The sequence below is a fragment of the Parageobacillus thermantarcticus genome (assembly GCF_900111865.1).
In the GTDB taxonomy this organism is placed as follows: domain Bacteria; phylum Bacillota; class Bacilli; order Bacillales; family Anoxybacillaceae; genus Parageobacillus; species Parageobacillus thermantarcticus.
Genome location: NZ_FOJS01000020.1, coordinates 1 through 17159 on the forward strand (window position 1 = coordinate 1; position 17159 = coordinate 17159).

General features: G+C 45.2%; 14 protein-coding genes, 1 pseudogene and 1 riboswitch. Of the genes and pseudogenes, 12 read left to right on the forward strand and 3 right to left on the reverse strand.

Translation table 11 applies throughout. The annotated features are described in order from the left end of the window. Positions 1–218: transposase (locus BM278_RS10655; RefSeq protein ID WP_208601745.1), on the reverse strand; the 218-nt coding region annotated here is incomplete at its 3' end. A gap of 115 nt (positions 219–333) precedes the next feature. On the opposite strand from BM278_RS10655, the pseudogene asnB reads away from it, so the two are divergent. The 4 genes and pseudogenes from asnB to BM278_RS10675 form a co-directional block, all read left to right on the forward strand. Continuing rightward, positions 334–2058, forward strand: a pseudogene (gene asnB, locus BM278_RS10660) (asparagine synthase (glutamine-hydrolyzing)); the annotation flags it as partial. 441 nt (positions 2059–2499) lie between these two features. Then, a complete protein-coding gene (locus tag BM278_RS10665) occupies positions 2500–3453 on the forward strand; it encodes an alpha/beta hydrolase (RefSeq protein ID WP_090949592.1) in 954 nt (317 codons plus the stop codon). Positions 3454–3695: 242 nt separating this feature from the next. Then, positions 3696–4064 carry a Na-translocating system protein MpsC family protein gene (locus BM278_RS10670; RefSeq protein ID WP_090949593.1) on the forward strand — a complete coding sequence of 123 codons (369 nt, stop codon included), beginning with the start codon at positions 3696–3698 and terminating at the stop codon, positions 4062–4064. A 284-nt stretch (positions 4065–4348) separates the two neighbouring features. Continuing rightward, the gene (locus BM278_RS10675; protein ID WP_090949595.1) at positions 4349–5629 is read left to right on the forward strand and encodes a methyl-accepting chemotaxis protein; all 1281 of its coding nucleotides are present in this window, start codon (positions 4349–4351) and stop codon (positions 5627–5629) included. Positions 5630–5659: 30 nt separating this feature from the next. Here BM278_RS10675 and BM278_RS10680 read toward each other — a convergent pair whose 3' ends face one another. Further along, positions 5660–6109, reverse strand: coding sequence for a hypothetical protein (locus BM278_RS10680; protein WP_090949596.1), 450 nt, complete (start codon positions 6107–6109; stop codon positions 5660–5662). A gap of 89 nt (positions 6110–6198) precedes the next feature. Between BM278_RS10680 and BM278_RS10685 the strand changes: the two genes are divergently transcribed. Beyond that, on the forward strand, positions 6199–6867 hold the full coding sequence (locus BM278_RS10685; protein ID WP_090949598.1) for an SOS response-associated peptidase: 669 nt from the start codon (positions 6199–6201) through the stop codon (positions 6865–6867). 205 nt (positions 6868–7072) lie between these two features. Here BM278_RS10685 and BM278_RS10690 read toward each other — a convergent pair whose 3' ends face one another. Next, positions 7073–8254 carry an MFS transporter gene (locus BM278_RS10690; protein WP_090949600.1) on the reverse strand — a complete coding sequence of 394 codons (1182 nt, stop codon included), beginning with the start codon at positions 8252–8254 and terminating at the stop codon, positions 7073–7075. Between the two features lie 323 nt (positions 8255–8577). Beyond that, positions 8578–8686, reverse strand: a riboswitch (SAM riboswitch). A gap of 251 nt (positions 8687–8937) precedes the next feature. On the opposite strand from BM278_RS10690, the gene BM278_RS10700 reads away from it, so the two are divergent. The 7 genes from BM278_RS10700 to BM278_RS10735 all read left to right on the forward strand — a co-directional run bounded on the left by BM278_RS10700 (position 8938) and on the right by BM278_RS10735 (position 17152). Continuing rightward, on the forward strand, positions 8938–10464 hold the full coding sequence (locus BM278_RS10700) for an NAD(P)H-hydrate dehydratase (RefSeq protein ID WP_090949604.1): 1527 nt from the start codon (positions 8938–8940) through the stop codon (positions 10462–10464). 524 nt (positions 10465–10988) lie between these two features. Then, the gene (locus tag BM278_RS10710; protein ID WP_208601798.1) at positions 10989–12428 is read left to right on the forward strand and encodes a DASS family sodium-coupled anion symporter; all 1440 of its coding nucleotides are present in this window, start codon (positions 10989–10991) and stop codon (positions 12426–12428) included. A 353-nt stretch (positions 12429–12781) separates the two neighbouring features. Further along, complete coding sequence (locus BM278_RS10715) at positions 12782–13531, forward strand: IclR family transcriptional regulator (RefSeq protein WP_090949607.1); 750 nt, start codon at positions 12782–12784, stop codon at positions 13529–13531. Positions 13532–13534: 3 nt separating this feature from the next. Next, a complete protein-coding gene (pxpB, locus tag BM278_RS10720) occupies positions 13535–14236 on the forward strand; it encodes a 5-oxoprolinase subunit PxpB (RefSeq protein WP_090949608.1) in 702 nt (233 codons plus the stop codon). Then, entirely contained in the window at positions 14208–15197 is a 990-nt protein-coding gene (locus BM278_RS10725; protein ID WP_090949610.1) for a 5-oxoprolinase subunit C family protein, read from the forward strand. The genes pxpB and BM278_RS10725 overlap by 29 nt, the downstream gene beginning before the upstream one ends. Then, the gene (locus BM278_RS10730) at positions 15184–15945 is read left to right on the forward strand and encodes a LamB/YcsF family protein (RefSeq protein ID WP_090949611.1); all 762 of its coding nucleotides are present in this window, start codon (positions 15184–15186) and stop codon (positions 15943–15945) included. The genes BM278_RS10725 and BM278_RS10730 overlap by 14 nt, the downstream gene beginning before the upstream one ends. Positions 15946–15958: 13 nt before the next feature. Next, positions 15959–17152 (forward strand): NRAMP family divalent metal transporter, encoded by a 1194-nt coding sequence (locus BM278_RS10735; protein WP_090949613.1) that lies wholly within the window; start codon positions 15959–15961, stop codon positions 17150–17152. The last annotated feature ends 7 nt before the right edge of the window (positions 17153–17159 follow it).

Sequence of the window (17159 nt, forward strand, 5' to 3'; positions counted from 1 at the left end):
AACCGTCCCACCCGGGTTGTCAGCTGGCGTGGATACGAACCGTTGCGATATCCTTTTCGTTCTTCCGTTCGTTCATAACGGCGAGCCCCCAGCTGTTCTTCTACTTGTGCCTCGAGGATTTGATTGAGGACTTGTTCCAGTAGCTTCGCTAATCCTTCATCTCTGGTGAATAACCCGTGCAAAAGTTCATCATTTAGGGTAATATGATATTGAGCCATGGTTGCATTCCTCCTTATGTTTGGTGTTTTTGGTCCACTGTTTATTCTACCAAAGGGGAAGCAACATGGCTCTTTTTCTATTTCCCTTTTTACACAATTATATGGACTTAACTTTGAATCAGGGCACCAGCCGTTGTCTTATGAAGATGAGCGGTATTGGATCATATTTAATGGAGAAATCTACAACTATGTAGAGTTGCGTGAAGAATTGCTTGCAAAAGGATATGAATTTGCCACTCATTCTGATACGGAAGTCATTATTGCTCTTTATAGCGCAGAAAAAGAAAAAGCGGTAGAAAAACTTCGGGGCATGTTTGCTTTCGTTATCTGGGACAAGCAAGAAAAAACGATTTTTGCGGCGCGCGATCCGTTTGGCATAAAACCATTTTTCTATATGGAACAGGAAGATCGCACGTTTTTTGCTTCGGAAAAGAAAAGCATTTTGCTTGCGCTTGAGAATGATTTACTAGACTATGATTCGCTGCAACATTATTTAACATTCCAATATGTGCCTGAACCGATGACGATGTCTGTTGGCATTCGGAAGTTGGAACCAGGGCACTATATAAAGAAAAAAGTCGGTGAAAAATTAACCATTCATCGCTACTGGAAAGCCCAATTCCAGCCTGTCATCCAATCAGAAGATGAACTTGTCAAAGAAATTCGCGATGCGCTGTTCGATTCCGTGAAAGTGCATATGCGCAGCGATGTGCCAGTCGGGTCGTTTTTATCAGGGGGGATTGATTCATCATTCATTGCAGCGATCGCAAAACAATTCAATCCGCATATTAAGACGTTTTCTGTCGGTTTTGAGCGGGAAGGCTTCAGTGAAATCGATGTGGCAAAGGAAACAGCGGAAAAGCTGGGTGTGGAGAATATTAGCTATATCATTTCACCAGAGGAATATATGGCGGAATTGCCGAAAATTATGTGGCATATGGATGATCCGCTTGCTGATCCTGCGGCAGTGCCGCTTTATTTTGTTGCCCGGGAAGCAAGAAAGCATGTAACGGTGGTTCTTTCCGGTGAAGGAGCTGACGAATTGTTTGGCGGTTACAACATTTATCGTGAGCCGCAGTCATTGGAGATTTTTGAAAGAATGCCAAATGCGGTGAAATCAGCGTTGAAAGTAATTGCTGGGCTGCTTCCGAAAGGAATAAAAGGAAAAAGCTTTATTGAGCGCGGGACAACGCCATTGGAAGAACGATATATCGGCAATGCGAAAATGTATAGCGAGACAGAAAAACAAGTGCTGCTAAAGGGATATAAAAGAGAATTAGAATATACAAATATTACAGCTCCTTTTTATAAAGAAACCATCCATTATCCTCCTGTGAACCGGATGCAATATATTGATATTCATACATGGCTGAGAGGTGATATTTTATTAAAAGCAGACAAAATGACGATGGCACATTCATTAGAGTTGCGGGTTCCATTTTTGGATAAAAAGGTATTTGAAGTAGCGGCGAAAATCGCTCCGGAAATGAAAACAGCCAACGGAACGACGAAATATATTTTGCGAAAAGCTGCAGAAGGAATTGTTCCAGATCATGTTTCAAATCGGAAAAAACTAGGATTTCCGGTGCCAATTCGTCATTGGTTGAAAAATGAGATGTATGATTGGGCGAAAAATATCATAAAGGAAAGCGAAACCGATCATTTATTTCATAAAGATGTATTGTATCGTTTACTAGACGAACATTGCAGAAATAAAGCAGACCACAGCCGAAAAATTTGGACGGTCCTTGCTTTTATGATTTGGCATCAAGTATATATGGAAAAGAAATACGATTTTATAAATATATATGGAAAAGACAAGCAGTCACTATCAATCTAATTTGACTGATTGGCGCTTTCTTGCCTTTCTTAATTTGCACCCAAGCTTCTAAATTGGCGCTTTGGGTGCTCTTTTATTTTTCGTACTTCTCAACGGACCATCAAAATAAAATATATTATTGACCATTCCATCAAAGAGCCGGATCAAGTCCTAATGTTTGTGTAAAATCCGACTTCCATCCAGCGAACTTAAGTCCCCGGAAAATAGAACCGCTTTGCGCCCTGCTTCTTTTTACACAAATCTTTAGACTTCATCTAGTACGATTAAGTCCAAAATTTTGTGCAGAAAGAAGCGGCAGAAAGCAGCTTGATTTTTCCAAGACTTAAATTCGCTAGACCAAGAGTGAATTTTTACATAATAATCAGGACTTGACCACTAGTACCACGGGTAATATTTTTCCTATTCATTGTCGTATAATGGTAGAAAAAAGGAGGGAAAAGAATGGAACTGCAGTTCGAGCGGCAACGAAAAGTCCGAAGATGGTGGGTTCCGGCGCTGATTAGCCTGCTTGTTTTAGCGATATTGGCTTGTGTCGGCATTTCCGTCTATGTCGGCTGGCAGCTGACCCATAAAGAGCGCAAGCCGATTGTAGAGACGCCGCGCGATTACGGCATGAGTTATAAAGATGTTGCGTTTATGAGCAAAGACGGAAAAACAAAGTTAAAAGGATGGACGATAGAGCCGAAGACGAAAGCGAAAATGACGGTCATTTTTTCACATGGATACGGCGGAAACCGCTACGAGCCGAACGTCCCGTTTCTTCCACTGGCAAAACGGCTCGTCGATGAGGGATATCGCGTCATGATGTTTGATTTTCGCGCGAGCGGGGAATCGGAAGGCGACATGATTACCCTTGGCGTAAAAGAGAAATATGATTTGCTTGGTGCCATTGCGTATGCGAAACGTCATTTCCCGGAACCAATCGCTTTATATGGGGTGTCGATGGGAGCGGCGACGGCCATTTTGGCGGCGGGGATGGATCAAGATGTCAAGGGAGTGATCGCTGATAGCCCGTTTAGCGATTTAGAAGCGTATTTGCGAAAAAACATGCCAGTATGGACACATTTGCCGAATGTGCCGTTTACGTATTTGATTTTAACCATTATTCCGGCGCTGGCGGACTTAGACTTGAGTGAATCATCGCCGATAAAGGCGGTGCGTCATGTTGCGCCACGGCCAATTTTGTTTATCCATAGCAAAGGAGACTCATCCATTCCATATGAAGAAAGCGTTAAAATGTATAACGCCCATCGAGACATCTTTGAATTGTGGCTTACGGAAAAGGCGGAACATGTGAAAAGCTTTTCGATGTACGAGGACGAATATATCAAGAAAGTATTGATGTTTTTGCAAAAAATACAAAAAAGCGCGAATGTGAACAAAGCTTTTTCTTGACAGAAAAAACGACATGCATGATGATAATAGTAAATAAACAATGCCGTTCATTGCTAGATAGCCAAATTGCTCGATGGAAAACAACGCAATTAATAAGTATGCAGTTTGGCGCATCGATCGGGATGTTTCACTGAAAAATAGTGGACATGCCGTTTTTTTGTCCAAAAAATATGGAGAAGGATCCCGCTTCAACGGGCAAAGCGGACTAGCAGGAAAAGCTCAATGGAAAAGGAGGAGAAAAGATGGCTGTATCAAAAGGAGAAATGGAAGACCAAATTAGCCGTGCGCTTACGCAATGGGAAAAAGAATATTTAGGACGGGGGTCCATTGCCGTCAAGACAGATATTATCCGCAATATTATTCTTGTTCAATTAAAAGGGATTTTAACGCCAGCGGAGAAAAATTTAGCGATGACAAAAGAAGGATTGCTGTCGGTCAAGCGAATTCGCTCGGACTTAATCGAATCGGGCAGCGAGCAGTTAAAGGAAATCATTTTGCGAATAACGGGAAAAGATGTCATCAGCATGTATACAGACATTAGCACTCGCACGGGGGAACGGGTTATCGTTTTCTTATTGCGTGATAATTTAGAGGAAGAATTTCGGAAATAGCGGCAAAAGAGGAATGGAAAATGTTTTTATAAATAATGAAATGGAATGCCAGTAAAAGTTAGGAATAAAGAACTATTTTAACATTATGCTTCCATAATATAGTAAGCGGTGATGAGCAAAAAAGATTGTTCAAATAAATCAATGAAACGGGAGTGAAAAAGGAAAAATGGCGCACTCGATGTATATTCGCGATTTCTTATAAGTGTTAAACATTTTTTTGTGACAAAAAATCAGCGGTACGTGTGGAAAATGAATGACAAACGCAGGAAAGGAAGGACAGCTCCATGAGATGGAAAATGTCATACTTAAGCCGCGTTATTTTGTTCACCCTCATCGGTTTTGAACTAGCGCATTATCTCATGAGCTATCTTCTTGAAAACGTGCTGAATGGCATGGTTGTTTCGCTTGCAATGTCCACGGTGTTAGTGATTGTTGCTTTTGGCATTCTTCATTATTTTTTAGTAAAGCCAATTTCTGAACTGACGGAACGGGCCCAAGCCATTATGGATGGCGACGTAAGCCAGACTGTTCAAGTCGAAGCAAAAGGTGAACTGGAGATACTGTCTCGAACCATGAACAATATGACGGAAAGTTTGCGCAATTTAATGATAAAGCTGCAAAACGATTCCAATGAATTAGTCCAGTTTTCTAGTTCGCTATCCGAATCGGTAAATTCATCGATGAAAGCGATGGAACAATTATCGGCAGCGATCCAGCAAAATTCCGCCAGTATCCAAGAACAAAGCGCGAATATCGAAGAAGTTCAGGCTGCTATTGAAGAGATTAACGCTTCTGTTGAGGAAATCAATGCTTCAACCCAACAAGCGAACGCTGTCACAAAAGAATCTTTAAATACTTCCAAAGAAGGCGTTGATGCGGTTGACCACGTCGTCCAACGATTAACGTTAGTGGCGTCTGCTTCGGAAACATTAAAAAATACGATTTCGCGGCTAAGCAGCGAATCAAATGAAATTGCCCAGCTTGTCCATATCATTACGAATATTAGTGATCAAACGAATTTGCTTGCGTTAAACGCTGCCATTGAAGCCGCCCGCGCCGGCGAGCATGGGAAAGGCTTTACCATTGTAGCTGAAGAAGTGAGAAAATTGGCAGAAGAGAGCGCCAACGCGGCAAAAAATATTATTGAGATTGTCCATCGAAATAAGAAGAGCACGGATGAAGCCGTATCCGAAGTGGATAAGGTTAGAGAGGAAGTGATAGAAAGCCAGCACTTAGCCGATAAAGCAAAGACCGCGCTTTCCGTAATCATGTCTGTCACAGAAAAAATTAACGAAAATTCCACCAACATCGCCAATGCCGTCGACCAACAAGCATCGGCGATAGAACAATTAAACCGCGCCATCGAGTCGATCGCAAGCGCTGCGCAACAACTTTCGGCCGGCACGCAAGAATTGAATGCGGCGGTGGAAAAACAAGTACATACCGCGCAAAATTTAGACGCATCATCCAACACGCTGCAAAAAATGGCGGAAAGTTTGGAGAAAATGACAAAGGGATATATTGTTACTAAAGATGGCAAAAAACGAAGCAAAAATGCGCTTTAAGGCATTCATTCTCCTTGGCATGCGCGAAGGTCATGTCCAAGGAGTTTTTTCTTGTGCATTGCCAACTGCATCGCGGCGCAAACGGAAAAAGAAAACATGATGAAAAATAACGCAAGGTAAGCGGCGGCGTAAATGAGCAAAAAGAAAATGGCGAAAATAAACAGCCATACCAGCGCTTCCGCAGGAGCCGCCATCGTTTTCTGAATAAAGCGAAATTAAAATAAGCAGAAACAACAAAAAAGCGAACACGAGATATGACGGAACGGCCCATTTTCCTAATGAAATCGAACCGCCCGCTTTTTGCCATTCCCAATGATCCAAGCGAAAAAATCCCGTTTGATGGCGAATCCATAACGAACCAATAACAAAAATGGCGACCAACAATGCGAACGTGCCGCCAATCCACCGCTTTTGCGCCGGCGCAGCTCCCCACAGCAATAACAGCACAATGCCAAAGTATCCAAGCGCAACAAGTTCCACGCATATTAACCCCTTTTTTGCATGATACTTCTACTTATATGAAGCAAATTCCTTTTTTATCCGTCTATATAAAGGGAGGGACTTTGACGATGTGCGGACGATTTTCATTAACGGTTGGAATCGACCAACTGCGATCGCTTTTTCGTTTTGTCTACGCTGGAGACATCGCGCCTCGGTTCAATATTGCGCCAAATCAAGAGGTGCTGACCGTGTTCGAAGCGGAAGGGAAAAGAATTGGGAAGATGATGAGGTGGGGGCTTGTGCCATCTTGGGCAAACGATCCAAAAATCGGCTGGAAGATGATTAATGCAAGGGCGGAAACGGTCGACGAAAAAGCGAGTTTTCGCCGGGCGCTCAAACGGAGACGCTGTTTGATTTTGGCAGACGGTTTTTATGAATGGAAAAAGGAAGGGACGAAAAAAATTCCGTATCGTTTTACATTGCAAAACGGAGAGCCATTTGCATTTGCCGGGCTGTGGGAGAGATGGGACAAACAAGGTGAACCGCTATATACATGCACGATTATTACGACAACGGCAAACGAATTAGTAAGCGCGGTCCACGACCGCATGCCGGTGATTTTGCCGCAAGACATGCATGACGCATGGCTGGACGCGAAGCTCGAAGATGCCGGCTATGTCAAGTCGCTGTTGCAGCCGTACCCCGCTGAGGATATGAAAATGTACGAAGTGTCAACGATTGTCAATTCGCCGAAAAACGACGTAATGGAATGTATTGAACCAGTCAACAGCAAATAAACAAGGAAATGTTTATCGGGGGGATTGACGTGGAGCGGATCCCTGTCCGTTGCCGAAGCAAGGCAGCGGCTTGCTGGGACAGCCGCTAATCTGAAAATCTATTTTCACCGCGTCCATTACTTTTACAAAACAAGAAAAGAGAGAAAGAAATAAGCGTCTTCTCTCTTCTATTCTCTTTTATTTTTATTATAGTGGTCTGCGGCAATTACTCGAACCGCTTTTGAGCATAGCTGATCATCGGATAGCTTAATAGCAACAAAGTGACGATAAATGCGATGACGCCAAGCCAATGGAAATGTGTCCAAAAGTATCCGCCCATCGTTCCGGCAAGGCTGGACCCTAAATAATAAAGCAAAAGGTAAAGAGAAGACGCTTGGGCTTTATTGATTTGCGCTTGCTCTCCAATCCAAGCGCTTGCGATCGAATGGCAGCCGAAAAATCCAAAAGTAAATACGGCAATGCCGATGATTTTCACCAAAATTGGCGGAGCTAATGTGAAAATGGCGCCAAACACCGTTAGCGCAACGGAAATTTTTAAAACGGAAGCATGTCCGTACTGATCCGCTTTTCTTCCCATATAGACGGAACTGAAACTGCCAAATAAATAGACGATGAAAATAAAGCCGATAATCGATTGGCTGAACGAGTAAGGAGGTTCAGTCAACAAAAATCCGATATAGTTGTATAAAGTAACAAACCCTCCCATGAAAAGAAACCCTAAAAAGATTAACGATATTAACGGCTTATTTCGAAAATGAATCGAGTACGCTTGCAATGCCGCTTTTCCATTCAACGGTTTTTTCACAAAATGTCTTGGTGCCGGGAGTATAAACCAAAAAATGACACTTAAAATAAAGGATACGGCACCTATCGCAAAGATGGCGGCTCGCCAAGAAAAAAAGTCGGTAAGAAGGCTTGTCAAAATCCGGCCTGCCATTCCGCCGATGCTTGTTCCGCTAATATACAAACCCATAATTTTGCCGATTCCGCTCGGATGAAACTCCTCTGCCACGTACGCCATTGCAATCGACGGAACGCCTGCAGCAAACACGCCAAGGCAGGCGCGCAAAAGCACGAGCGAAATAAAATTAGGGCTGAAGGCGATGACCATCCCTAATCCGGAAGTAAAAATCATCGATAATACCATGATGTTCTTTTTGCCGATGCGGTCCGATAAAGCGGCGGCAATTAGCATCATAAAGGATAAAATTCCGGTGGATACTGATACTGTTAAACTGGCGGAAGCGGCGGAAACATGAAATTCTTTCGCGAAAATCGGCAACAGCGGCTGTGTCGTGTATAAAATCGCAAAGGTGACAAACCCGCCGAAAAATAGCGCCAAACTTGCTTTTATGTATTCGGTGCTGCCTTTTTCGATGTACGTCAATGTTCTCGCCTCTTTTTTATTTTGTTTATGGTTATATTATTACTATAACTCTTTTGGACGGAAGGCGTCCATGTCCCGAAATGCCATCGAAAACCAAGAAAACAAACACGCCGCATCGGACGGCGTGTTTGCAACATTTTTCCAGAATATATTTTCGTTAAGTTTTTTATCTCAATCATTGCCTTCTCCACCTCTTTTGTTTTATTCAGCTTACCAATTAAGCCATCTCGCCTCCTCGGTTGCCTTTTGATGCGGCTATCTGAAATGAAAAACAAAAATGCCCCTTTCATTCAGAAAGAGGCATCGGCATGTATGTAAACACCGACTTATCTTTCAGAATGAAAGATCATTCTGCAGGATTTGGCACCGTTCCCTAAAAAGGAGGTTGCCGGACGTCATTGGGCCTGTTCCCTCGGTCGCTCTCGATAAGCGGTTTCCGCTATTCTGTTTTCGTAACTAAAAAGTCATAATCATTCAAAAGGAGGTTGTCAATATGCGTCTTTATGATGCAAATGATAGCAAACGTTTACATTGTTGATCTTACTTGAAAAATTTTTTTGCACCTCGTTGGAAAACGGCAGTACATTTTTTGGATAGTAAGGTGAAATGAATCATAAGGGTTTGCTAACATAGTACAAGAAAGGATAGTATTATTCGAAACAGAAGGAATGGGGGAAGAGATGATGAGAGTGGTGACGGCAGCGGAAATGTACGCCATCGATCGCGATACGATCGAAAACATTGGCATTCGCGATGATTCATTAATGGAAAACGCCGGGCAAGCGCTGTTCCATGTGTTGAAAGAGCGGATTCCGCGTTCGGCGCGTGTAGCGGTGCTTTCAGGAGCAGGAAACAACGGCGGCGATGGATTTGTTGTCGCAAGAATGTTGAAAAGCTACGGGTATGACGCTGATTTATGGCTTATCCCGCCGAAAGAAAAGATAAAAGGTGCGGCAAAGGCAGCGCTGAACGTGTATGAGCGGTCGGGATATGATATGAAAGAATATGCCGGAAACGAACGCCTTTTTGCCGAGCAAATTCTCCATTATGACGTGATTATTGACGCGCTGCTTGGCATCGGCGTGCAAGGAGCGGTGCGCTCCCCATATAAAGAGATTATCGAGATGGTAAACCGCACGAATGCGGTCGTTTACGCGGTGGATATACCGAGCGGAACGCCAGCCGATGGGGGAGAAGTGGAAACAGCGGTCCGCGCTGATGTGACGATCACGATTCATTGCCCGAAACTTGGGGCGTACACGTTTCCGGCGGCTGATTATTACGGGGAGCTTCTCATTGTCGACATTGGCATTCCGCCGCTTGTGGTGGAGCGAAATGCCGCGGTCCGTTCGACATGGGAGGAAGGAGATGTCGTACGGACTTTGCCGAAGCGAAAGCGATCGTCCCATAAAGGAACATATGGGAAATTGCTGGTTGTCGGCGGTTCCCGACAAATGACAGGAGCGATTACGTTAACGGCGAAAGCCGCGCTGCGAAGCGGTGCAGGGTTGTTGACGATGGCGGTTCCGGATGACATTTATTCCGTTGTCGCCAACCGCGTTCCGGAAGCGATGTACTATCCGTGCCCAGCGTGTAGCGGTTCGTTTTCCGGTGTAATCGATGTATCGGCATTGGATATCGATGCGATCGCGGTTGGCCCAGGGATGGGAAGAACGGATGGCGCCCGCCAGATTGTTTGCGCTTTGTTGCAGCAGCCGGTGCCGATCGTAATGGACGCGGATGCGTTGTTTTTTTGGAACGAATGCGCCTCACTCGTTCGCGAACGGAAAGAGGTCACCGTTGTGACTCCGCATCCCGGGGAAATGGCGCGCATGCTTCGTTTATCGATCGGTGACATTGAACGCGATCGGTTTGGCACATCCAAACGGCTGGCAACCGAGTACGGCATTTATGTCGTGTTGAAAGGCCCTTATACGATCGTCACAACGCCGGACGGCGCGCAATATGTCAATACGACGGGGAATCCCGCTTTGGCGAAAGGCGGAAGCGGCGATGTGCTGACAGGAATGATTGCCGCGTTTCTCATGCAGCATCACTCCGCGCAAGAAGCGATTAGCAACGCTGTCTGGATTCATGGAAAAGCTGCGGATATGCTTGTGGAAAGCGGACATTCGCAATGGGATGTGCTCGCTGGCGATTTGATCGATGGAATTTCATCTGTGCTTTCTCACCTTCAGAAACAACAATAATAAGTGTTTTAGCGGATAAATCCAAGAACCATGGCCGAACAACCTATTTCAAGCAGGCAATGCTGTTTGCTGTTAAAGGGTTGTTCGGTCGTTATTTTTTTACAACCAAGAAAATGCGCGCTTGGAGCGGCCATTTTCATCCCGGGTGGAGAGCAAAAATTGCTCATGGAACTTTTCTATGGAAATGAGCGCTTGGAATGCCATTTTCATGCCGGACGGAGAGCAAAAATGGAAAATAACGAATCCATGAGCGGTTATTTTCATGCTTGGGCGGCGAGCAAAAGCTTGCCCGCGGATGTTTTATTCTTTGATAAAGATCGACGGCATTCTAGTGCAGTTTTTTTATGCAGCATAAAGCTGACTTCACAAGTTCAACTTCGGCAGACAAGTTTTCAAAATATGTACAAATGTATCATCGTTTTGCTAGAAAATCATTCCTTATAATAAAAGTAGGAGGGATATGGAAATTTTATGATAAAAAAGGGTGAGGAAAAGTGAAAAAATTGGAAAAAAGCAAGTTGAAAATGGTTTGGTTCCTCCTCGCTTTGATAGTACTAATCGTTATTATTTTGCTGCCGAATCCAGCCGATTTGCCTGTGGCTGGCCAAAGAGCTTTAGCCATTTTAGCATTTGCGGTTATTTTATGGGTGACAGAAGCGGTGTCTTATCCGGTAAGTGCAGTGATGATTATCGGCCTTGTAGGTTTATTGCTTGGTATGGCCCCTAGTATTGACCATCCTTCCGTCAACATGGGGACAAGCGAGGCGCTGAAAATGGCGTTATCGGGATTTAGTAATCCAGCAGTGGCATTAGTAGCGGCGGCGCTTTTTCTTGCGGCAGCGATGCAATCTACTTCTCTTGACAAACGGCTTGCACTATGGATTTTATCTCGTGTTGGAACGAAAACAAGAAATATTGTGATAGGCACGATTGTCGTATCGATTGTTTTAGCCTTTTTCGTTCCAAGCGCAACAGCACGGGCGGGTGCAGTGATTCCGATGTTGCTGGGAATGGTAGCGGCATTCGGATTGCCCAAAGATAGCCGATTAAGCGCGCTTCTTGTTATTACAGCGGTGCAAGCGGTTTCAATTTGGAATGTAGGCATTAAGACAGCAGCTGCACAAAATATGGTTGCTTTAGGATTTATCGAGAAAGAATTCGGTGCATCGATTTCGTGGAGTTCTTGGTTTGTGTATGCAGCTCCTTGGTCTGTTTTCATGTCCATTGTTCTTTATTTCGTCATGATACATTTGATAAAACCTGAAACGAAAGTGATAGAAAAGGGCCAAGCATTGATATCTTCGCAGCTAAAAGATTTAGGGCCGTTGAAACCAGCTGAGAAACGTCTTATCATCATTTCCGTGATCCTCCTTTTGTTTTGGGCGACAGAAGAAAGGCTTCATCCTTTTGATACTACAACAGTGACACTTATAGCTGTGGCGATTTTGTTAACTCCTAAGATTGGCGTCTTTGATTGGAAATCTGTTGAAAAGCTTATTCCATGGGGAACGATTATGGTGTTTGCGGTCGGTATTGCGCTTGGCACGATTTTATTGGATACGAAAGGGGCTCAATGGCTGTCAAATAAAGTTTTTGAAATAATGGGATTAGAAAAAATGCCGATTCTTATCATCATCGCAATCATTTCACTATTTAATATACTTATTCATTTAGGGTTTGCCAGTGCAACAAGTTTGTCATCTGCGTTAATCCCTATATTAATTGCGTTTACATCAACCACTGATTTAAACGTGAACAGCATTGGTTTTGTTCTAATCCAACAGTTTGTTGTTAGTTTTGGATTTTTACTGCCGGTGAGCGCACCGCAAAATATGTTGGCGTATGGAACAGGAGCTTTTAAGGTAAAAGATCTCTTGAAGTCAGGCGTTCCTTTGACCATTATCGGTTATTTGCTCATTCTTTTATTTAGCGCTACTTATTGGAAATGGATTGGATTATTATAAAATGGCTTTCATCCGACCCATATATAGTTTTCTCTTTGTCATATATCCCCGGTAGCACAGAAGGGTGTCCCATTTACGTTTGGGACACTCTCTTTGTTGTTTTAAGCCATGCTTTTTTGATATTTTGCGAACAAATCTTGGTTATTGTGTAAAAATTCGTTCTTGGTTGAGCCGGATCGATGTTTCGGGAAAGGCAAACTGCCTTTGCTGTTTCTTTTTACGCCAATTCTGGGGCTTGATCTATTTTTTTGATAAAAAATAAATAGAAAATTTTATGTATTTTTATTATAATGAATACCAAAAATCATTTTATGAAATAAACGTTTCAATATATGGAATAAGGGAAGAACGTGATGAATAAAACAGTCGTTAAAACGATGGAAATGCTAAAGTTGTTCATCGATCGCGAGCGGCTGACGTTGCAGGAAATGGTCGAATTATTGCGAATGCCGAAAACGTCGGTTTATCGGATGGCGCAATCATTAGTCAAGCTCGGTTTTTTGCAAAAAACGGACGACTATTATCAGCTTGGCTTGGCATTTTTGTCGTTTGGCATGCTCGTTGCCGAGCGGCTAGATCTCCGGAAAATCGCGCTTCCGATTATGAAGCGGCTGAAAGAAGATACGAAAGAAGCGGTCAATTTAGTCATTCGTGATGGCGATGAAGCGATTTATATTGAAAAGGTCGATACGTCGGAACCGGTGCGCGTGTATACGAAGGTCGGGCGGCGCGCTCCGTTGTATGCCGGGGCGTGCCCGCGTGTGTTGCTGACGTTTATGGAGCGCGAGGAACAACAGCGTTACATTGACAATGTTAAAATGGTGAAAATTGCAAAAAATACGATTGTCCGGCGGGACATGTTGCGGGACATTATTGAGAAAGACCGAAAACGGCAATATACAGTCAGCTACTCGGAATTGGAAGATTATTCTGCCGCAGTTGCGGTGCCGATTTTCAACCATGAAGGAAAAGTGGTGGCGGGATTGAGCGTTGCTGGTCCGGAACATCGCTTTTCTCCGGAGGCGGTGGAACGAATGGTTCCGATGCTGCAGCAAGCCGCTTGGCAAATTTCCGAACAGCTTGGTTTTTCAAGGAAGGGATAAAAAATGGACTACACAATGTTTCCTTTAAGTGAATGCGCTGTGACGATTCGTTTTTCCACGGAAGTCAGTGAAGCGGTGAACGATCGTGTTCATCGCGTCGCCGCTTTTTTCGAACAGCAGAAAAAGGAAGGGATTTTGGATATTGTTCCAACGTTTTCGTCCGTGACGGTGTATTATGACCCGCTCGTCATTGGTGGCTACGAAGAAATGTGCAAGTGGCTGCGAACGGAACTCAAACGGGTGGAACGCATAAAAAAGACGCCCGCGCGGACGGTTGTCATTCCCGTTTGTTACGGTGGAGAGTTTGGCCCGGATTTACAAGAAGTCGCCCGTTTTCATGGGATAAGCGAGGAAGAAGTGATTTCCATCCATTGCCGGGGAAGTTACCGCGTATATATGATTGGATTTTCCCCCGGTTTTGCTTATTTAGGCGGCTTGTCCCCCGAAATCGCGACTCCGCGCCGCTCCACACCGAGAACGCATGTGCCGGCAGGTTCAGTCGGCATTGCCGGCAGCCAGACGGGCATCTATCCGCTAGCGACTCCGGGCGGGTGGCAAATTATTGGGAGAACGCCGCTTGCTTTGTTCCGGCCGCATGATCCAGAACCGAGTTTATTGCGCGCAGGGGATATCGTAAAATTTCGTCCGATTACGGAAGAAGAGTACAGGATGTGGGATGATGAGCACAATTCAAGTAACACATAGTGGATTTTTCACAACTGTGCAAGGAAAAGGAAGATACGGATATCAAAAAGCTGGCGTATCCGTTGGCGGAGCAATGGATTCGTTTGCGAGCCGGATTGCCAATTTGCTTGTCGGGAACGACGCCGATGAAGCGACATTGGAAATTACGATGAACGGTCCGACGCTCCGCTTTGAAACGGATGCGCTCATTGCGATTTGCGGCGGCTCGTTTCGCTGCACATTAAACAACAAACCGGTATCAATGTGGAAGCCGCTTTTCGTCCGGAAAGGCGATGTGTTGGCGATCGGGGCGTGCCAAAGCGGTTATCGCGCATATGTGGCGTTTGCGGGCGGCCTGAACGTTCCGCTTGTCATGAACAGCCGTTCTACATACGTGCAAGCGCGCATTGGCGGTTTTCACGGCAGAGCGCTGCGGCCGGGTGATGTGCTGTCATTGCGGGCAAATGCGATCACGGTTCGGGAAAGCCCGATTCGTTGGGGGATTGCATTTTCAGAAAGAAACTACATAAACGGGAAGAAAAAGATAGTTCGTGTCGCGGAAGGTCCGGAATATCGCATGTTTACAAACCAAAGCCAAGAACGATTTTTCTCTTCGCTGTATGAAGTGACGACGCAGTCGGACCGCATGGGTTATCGCCTGCAAGGACAAGCGCTTGAACGCACGACGAATCAAGAAATGATTTCGGAAGCCGTTACGTTTGGAACGATTCAAGTGCCTGCATCCGGCCAGCCGATCGTATTGATGGCCGATTGCCAAACGACAGGCGGCTATCCGCGCATCGCCCAAGTCATTGCGGCGGACTTGCCGATTTTGGCACAGGCGCGGCCGGGTGATTTCATTCAATTTCAAAAAGTATCGTGGCAAGAAGCGCAGCGGCTATATGTGGAACGGGAGCGGCAGATCAAAAAATGGAAGACGATCATTCAGCAAAAATGGAGGGAAATGGATGATGCGCGTTGATTTGAATTGTGATTTTGGCGAAAGCTTTGGAATATACCGCCTTGGCGAAGAAAAAGAAATTTTGCAATACGTCACTTCCGTCAACATTGCTTGCGGCTTTCATGCCGGGGATCCGCTTGTCATGCGGAAAACGGTGCAAATGGCGTTAGAGCGAAACGTTGCGATCGGCGCTCACCCGGGGTTTCCGGATTTGCTCGGATTTGGCCGCCGCAACATGGCGGTAACCCCAGACGAAGCGTATGCGTATGTCGTCTATCAAATTGGGGCACTGTCGGCGTTTGTGAAAGCGGAAGGCGGAATGCTTTCGCACGTCAAGCCGCATGGCGCGCTTTACAATATGGCGGCAAAAGACGCGGCGTTGGCGGAAGCGATCGCGCGGGCGGTTTATGATGTGGATGCCAATTTAATCTTATACGGATTGGCTGGCAGCGAACTGATTAACGCCGGAAAGAAAATTGGCCTTCAGACGGCGAGCGAAGTATTCGCTGACCGCACATATCAACAAGACGGTTCATTGACGCCAAGAAGCGACCCGCGCGCGTTGATTGTCGATGAACAGGAAGCGGTGCAGCAAGTGCTCACGATGGTGAAAGAAAAACGCGTCCGTTCGCTGCAAGGCAATGACGTTCCGATTGAAGCGGAGACGATTTGCATTCACGGGGACGGACAAAAAGCGGTGCTGTTTGCCAAACGCTTATATGAAGCGTTGCAAAAAGAAGGCGTAAAAGTTTGCCCGATGACTAAATGAATGGAGGAAAACGATGGAGAAAAAAGACAACAAATTGCGCGTGCTAGTTGGTGCTGTATTTTTAATGGCGACATCGGCGATTGGGCCGGGATTTTTGACGCAAACAACAGTGTTTACCCAGCAGCTTGTCGCTAGCTTTGGGTTTGTCATTTTAATTTCGATTCTTCTTGATATTGGCGCACAAGCGAATATATGGCGCATTATTGCGGTTTCCGAAAAACGGGCGCAAGATATTGCGAATGAAGTATTGCCGGGATTAGGTTATGTGATAGCGGGATTGATTGTGCTCGGTGGATTGGCGTTTAATGTCGGCAATATTGGCGGCGCCGGGCTGGGAATCAACGTGCTTTTTGGAATGTCAACGGAAATGGGAGCGATTGTCAGCGCGGTGATTGCCATCATCATTTTCCTTGTCAAAGAAGCGGGGAAAATGATGGACCGTTTTACGCAAATGTTAGGGATTGTGATGATTGGACTAACGCTCTATGTCGTTTGGACGGCCCATCCGCCGCTTGGGGAAGCGGCTGTAAGAACGATAGTGCCAGAGAAAATAGACTTTTTGGCAATTGTGACGCTTGTCGGCGGAACGGTTGGCGGCTATATTACGTTCTCCGGCGGACATCGTCTGTTAGACGCGGGAATAAAAGGGAAAAACAGCTTGCCAGAAGTGACGAAAAGTGCGATTTCAGCAATTGGTGTAGCGTCGTTGATGCGGATTTTGCTGTTTCTTGCCGCATTAGGCGTTGTTGCTCAAGGGTTAGCCCTAGATGAAGCGAACCCTCCAGCGTCGGTATTTCGCCTTGCTGCTGGCGAAGTTGGCTATAAGCTTTTTGGAATTGTCATGTGGGCGGCCGCGATCACCTCTGTCGTTGGTTCCGCGTATACATCCATGACATTTATCCGCACTTTTCATCCATTCATCGAAAAATACCATCGTCTTTTCATTGTGTTGTTTATTATCGTGTCTACTTTTGTCTTCGTCTTTATTGGCCGTCCGGTAAAGACGCTGATTTTAGTCGGTGCATTAAACGGCCTTGTGCTGCCGATTTCGTTAGGTGTTATGCTTGTCGCGGCGTATAAGCGGACGATTGTCGGCGATTACAAACATCCGCTATGGCTGACGATATTTGGGGGAATTGTCGTCATCTTGATGGCATATATGGGAATATATACGATCATTCATCAGCTTCCGCAATTATTTGAATAAAAGAATA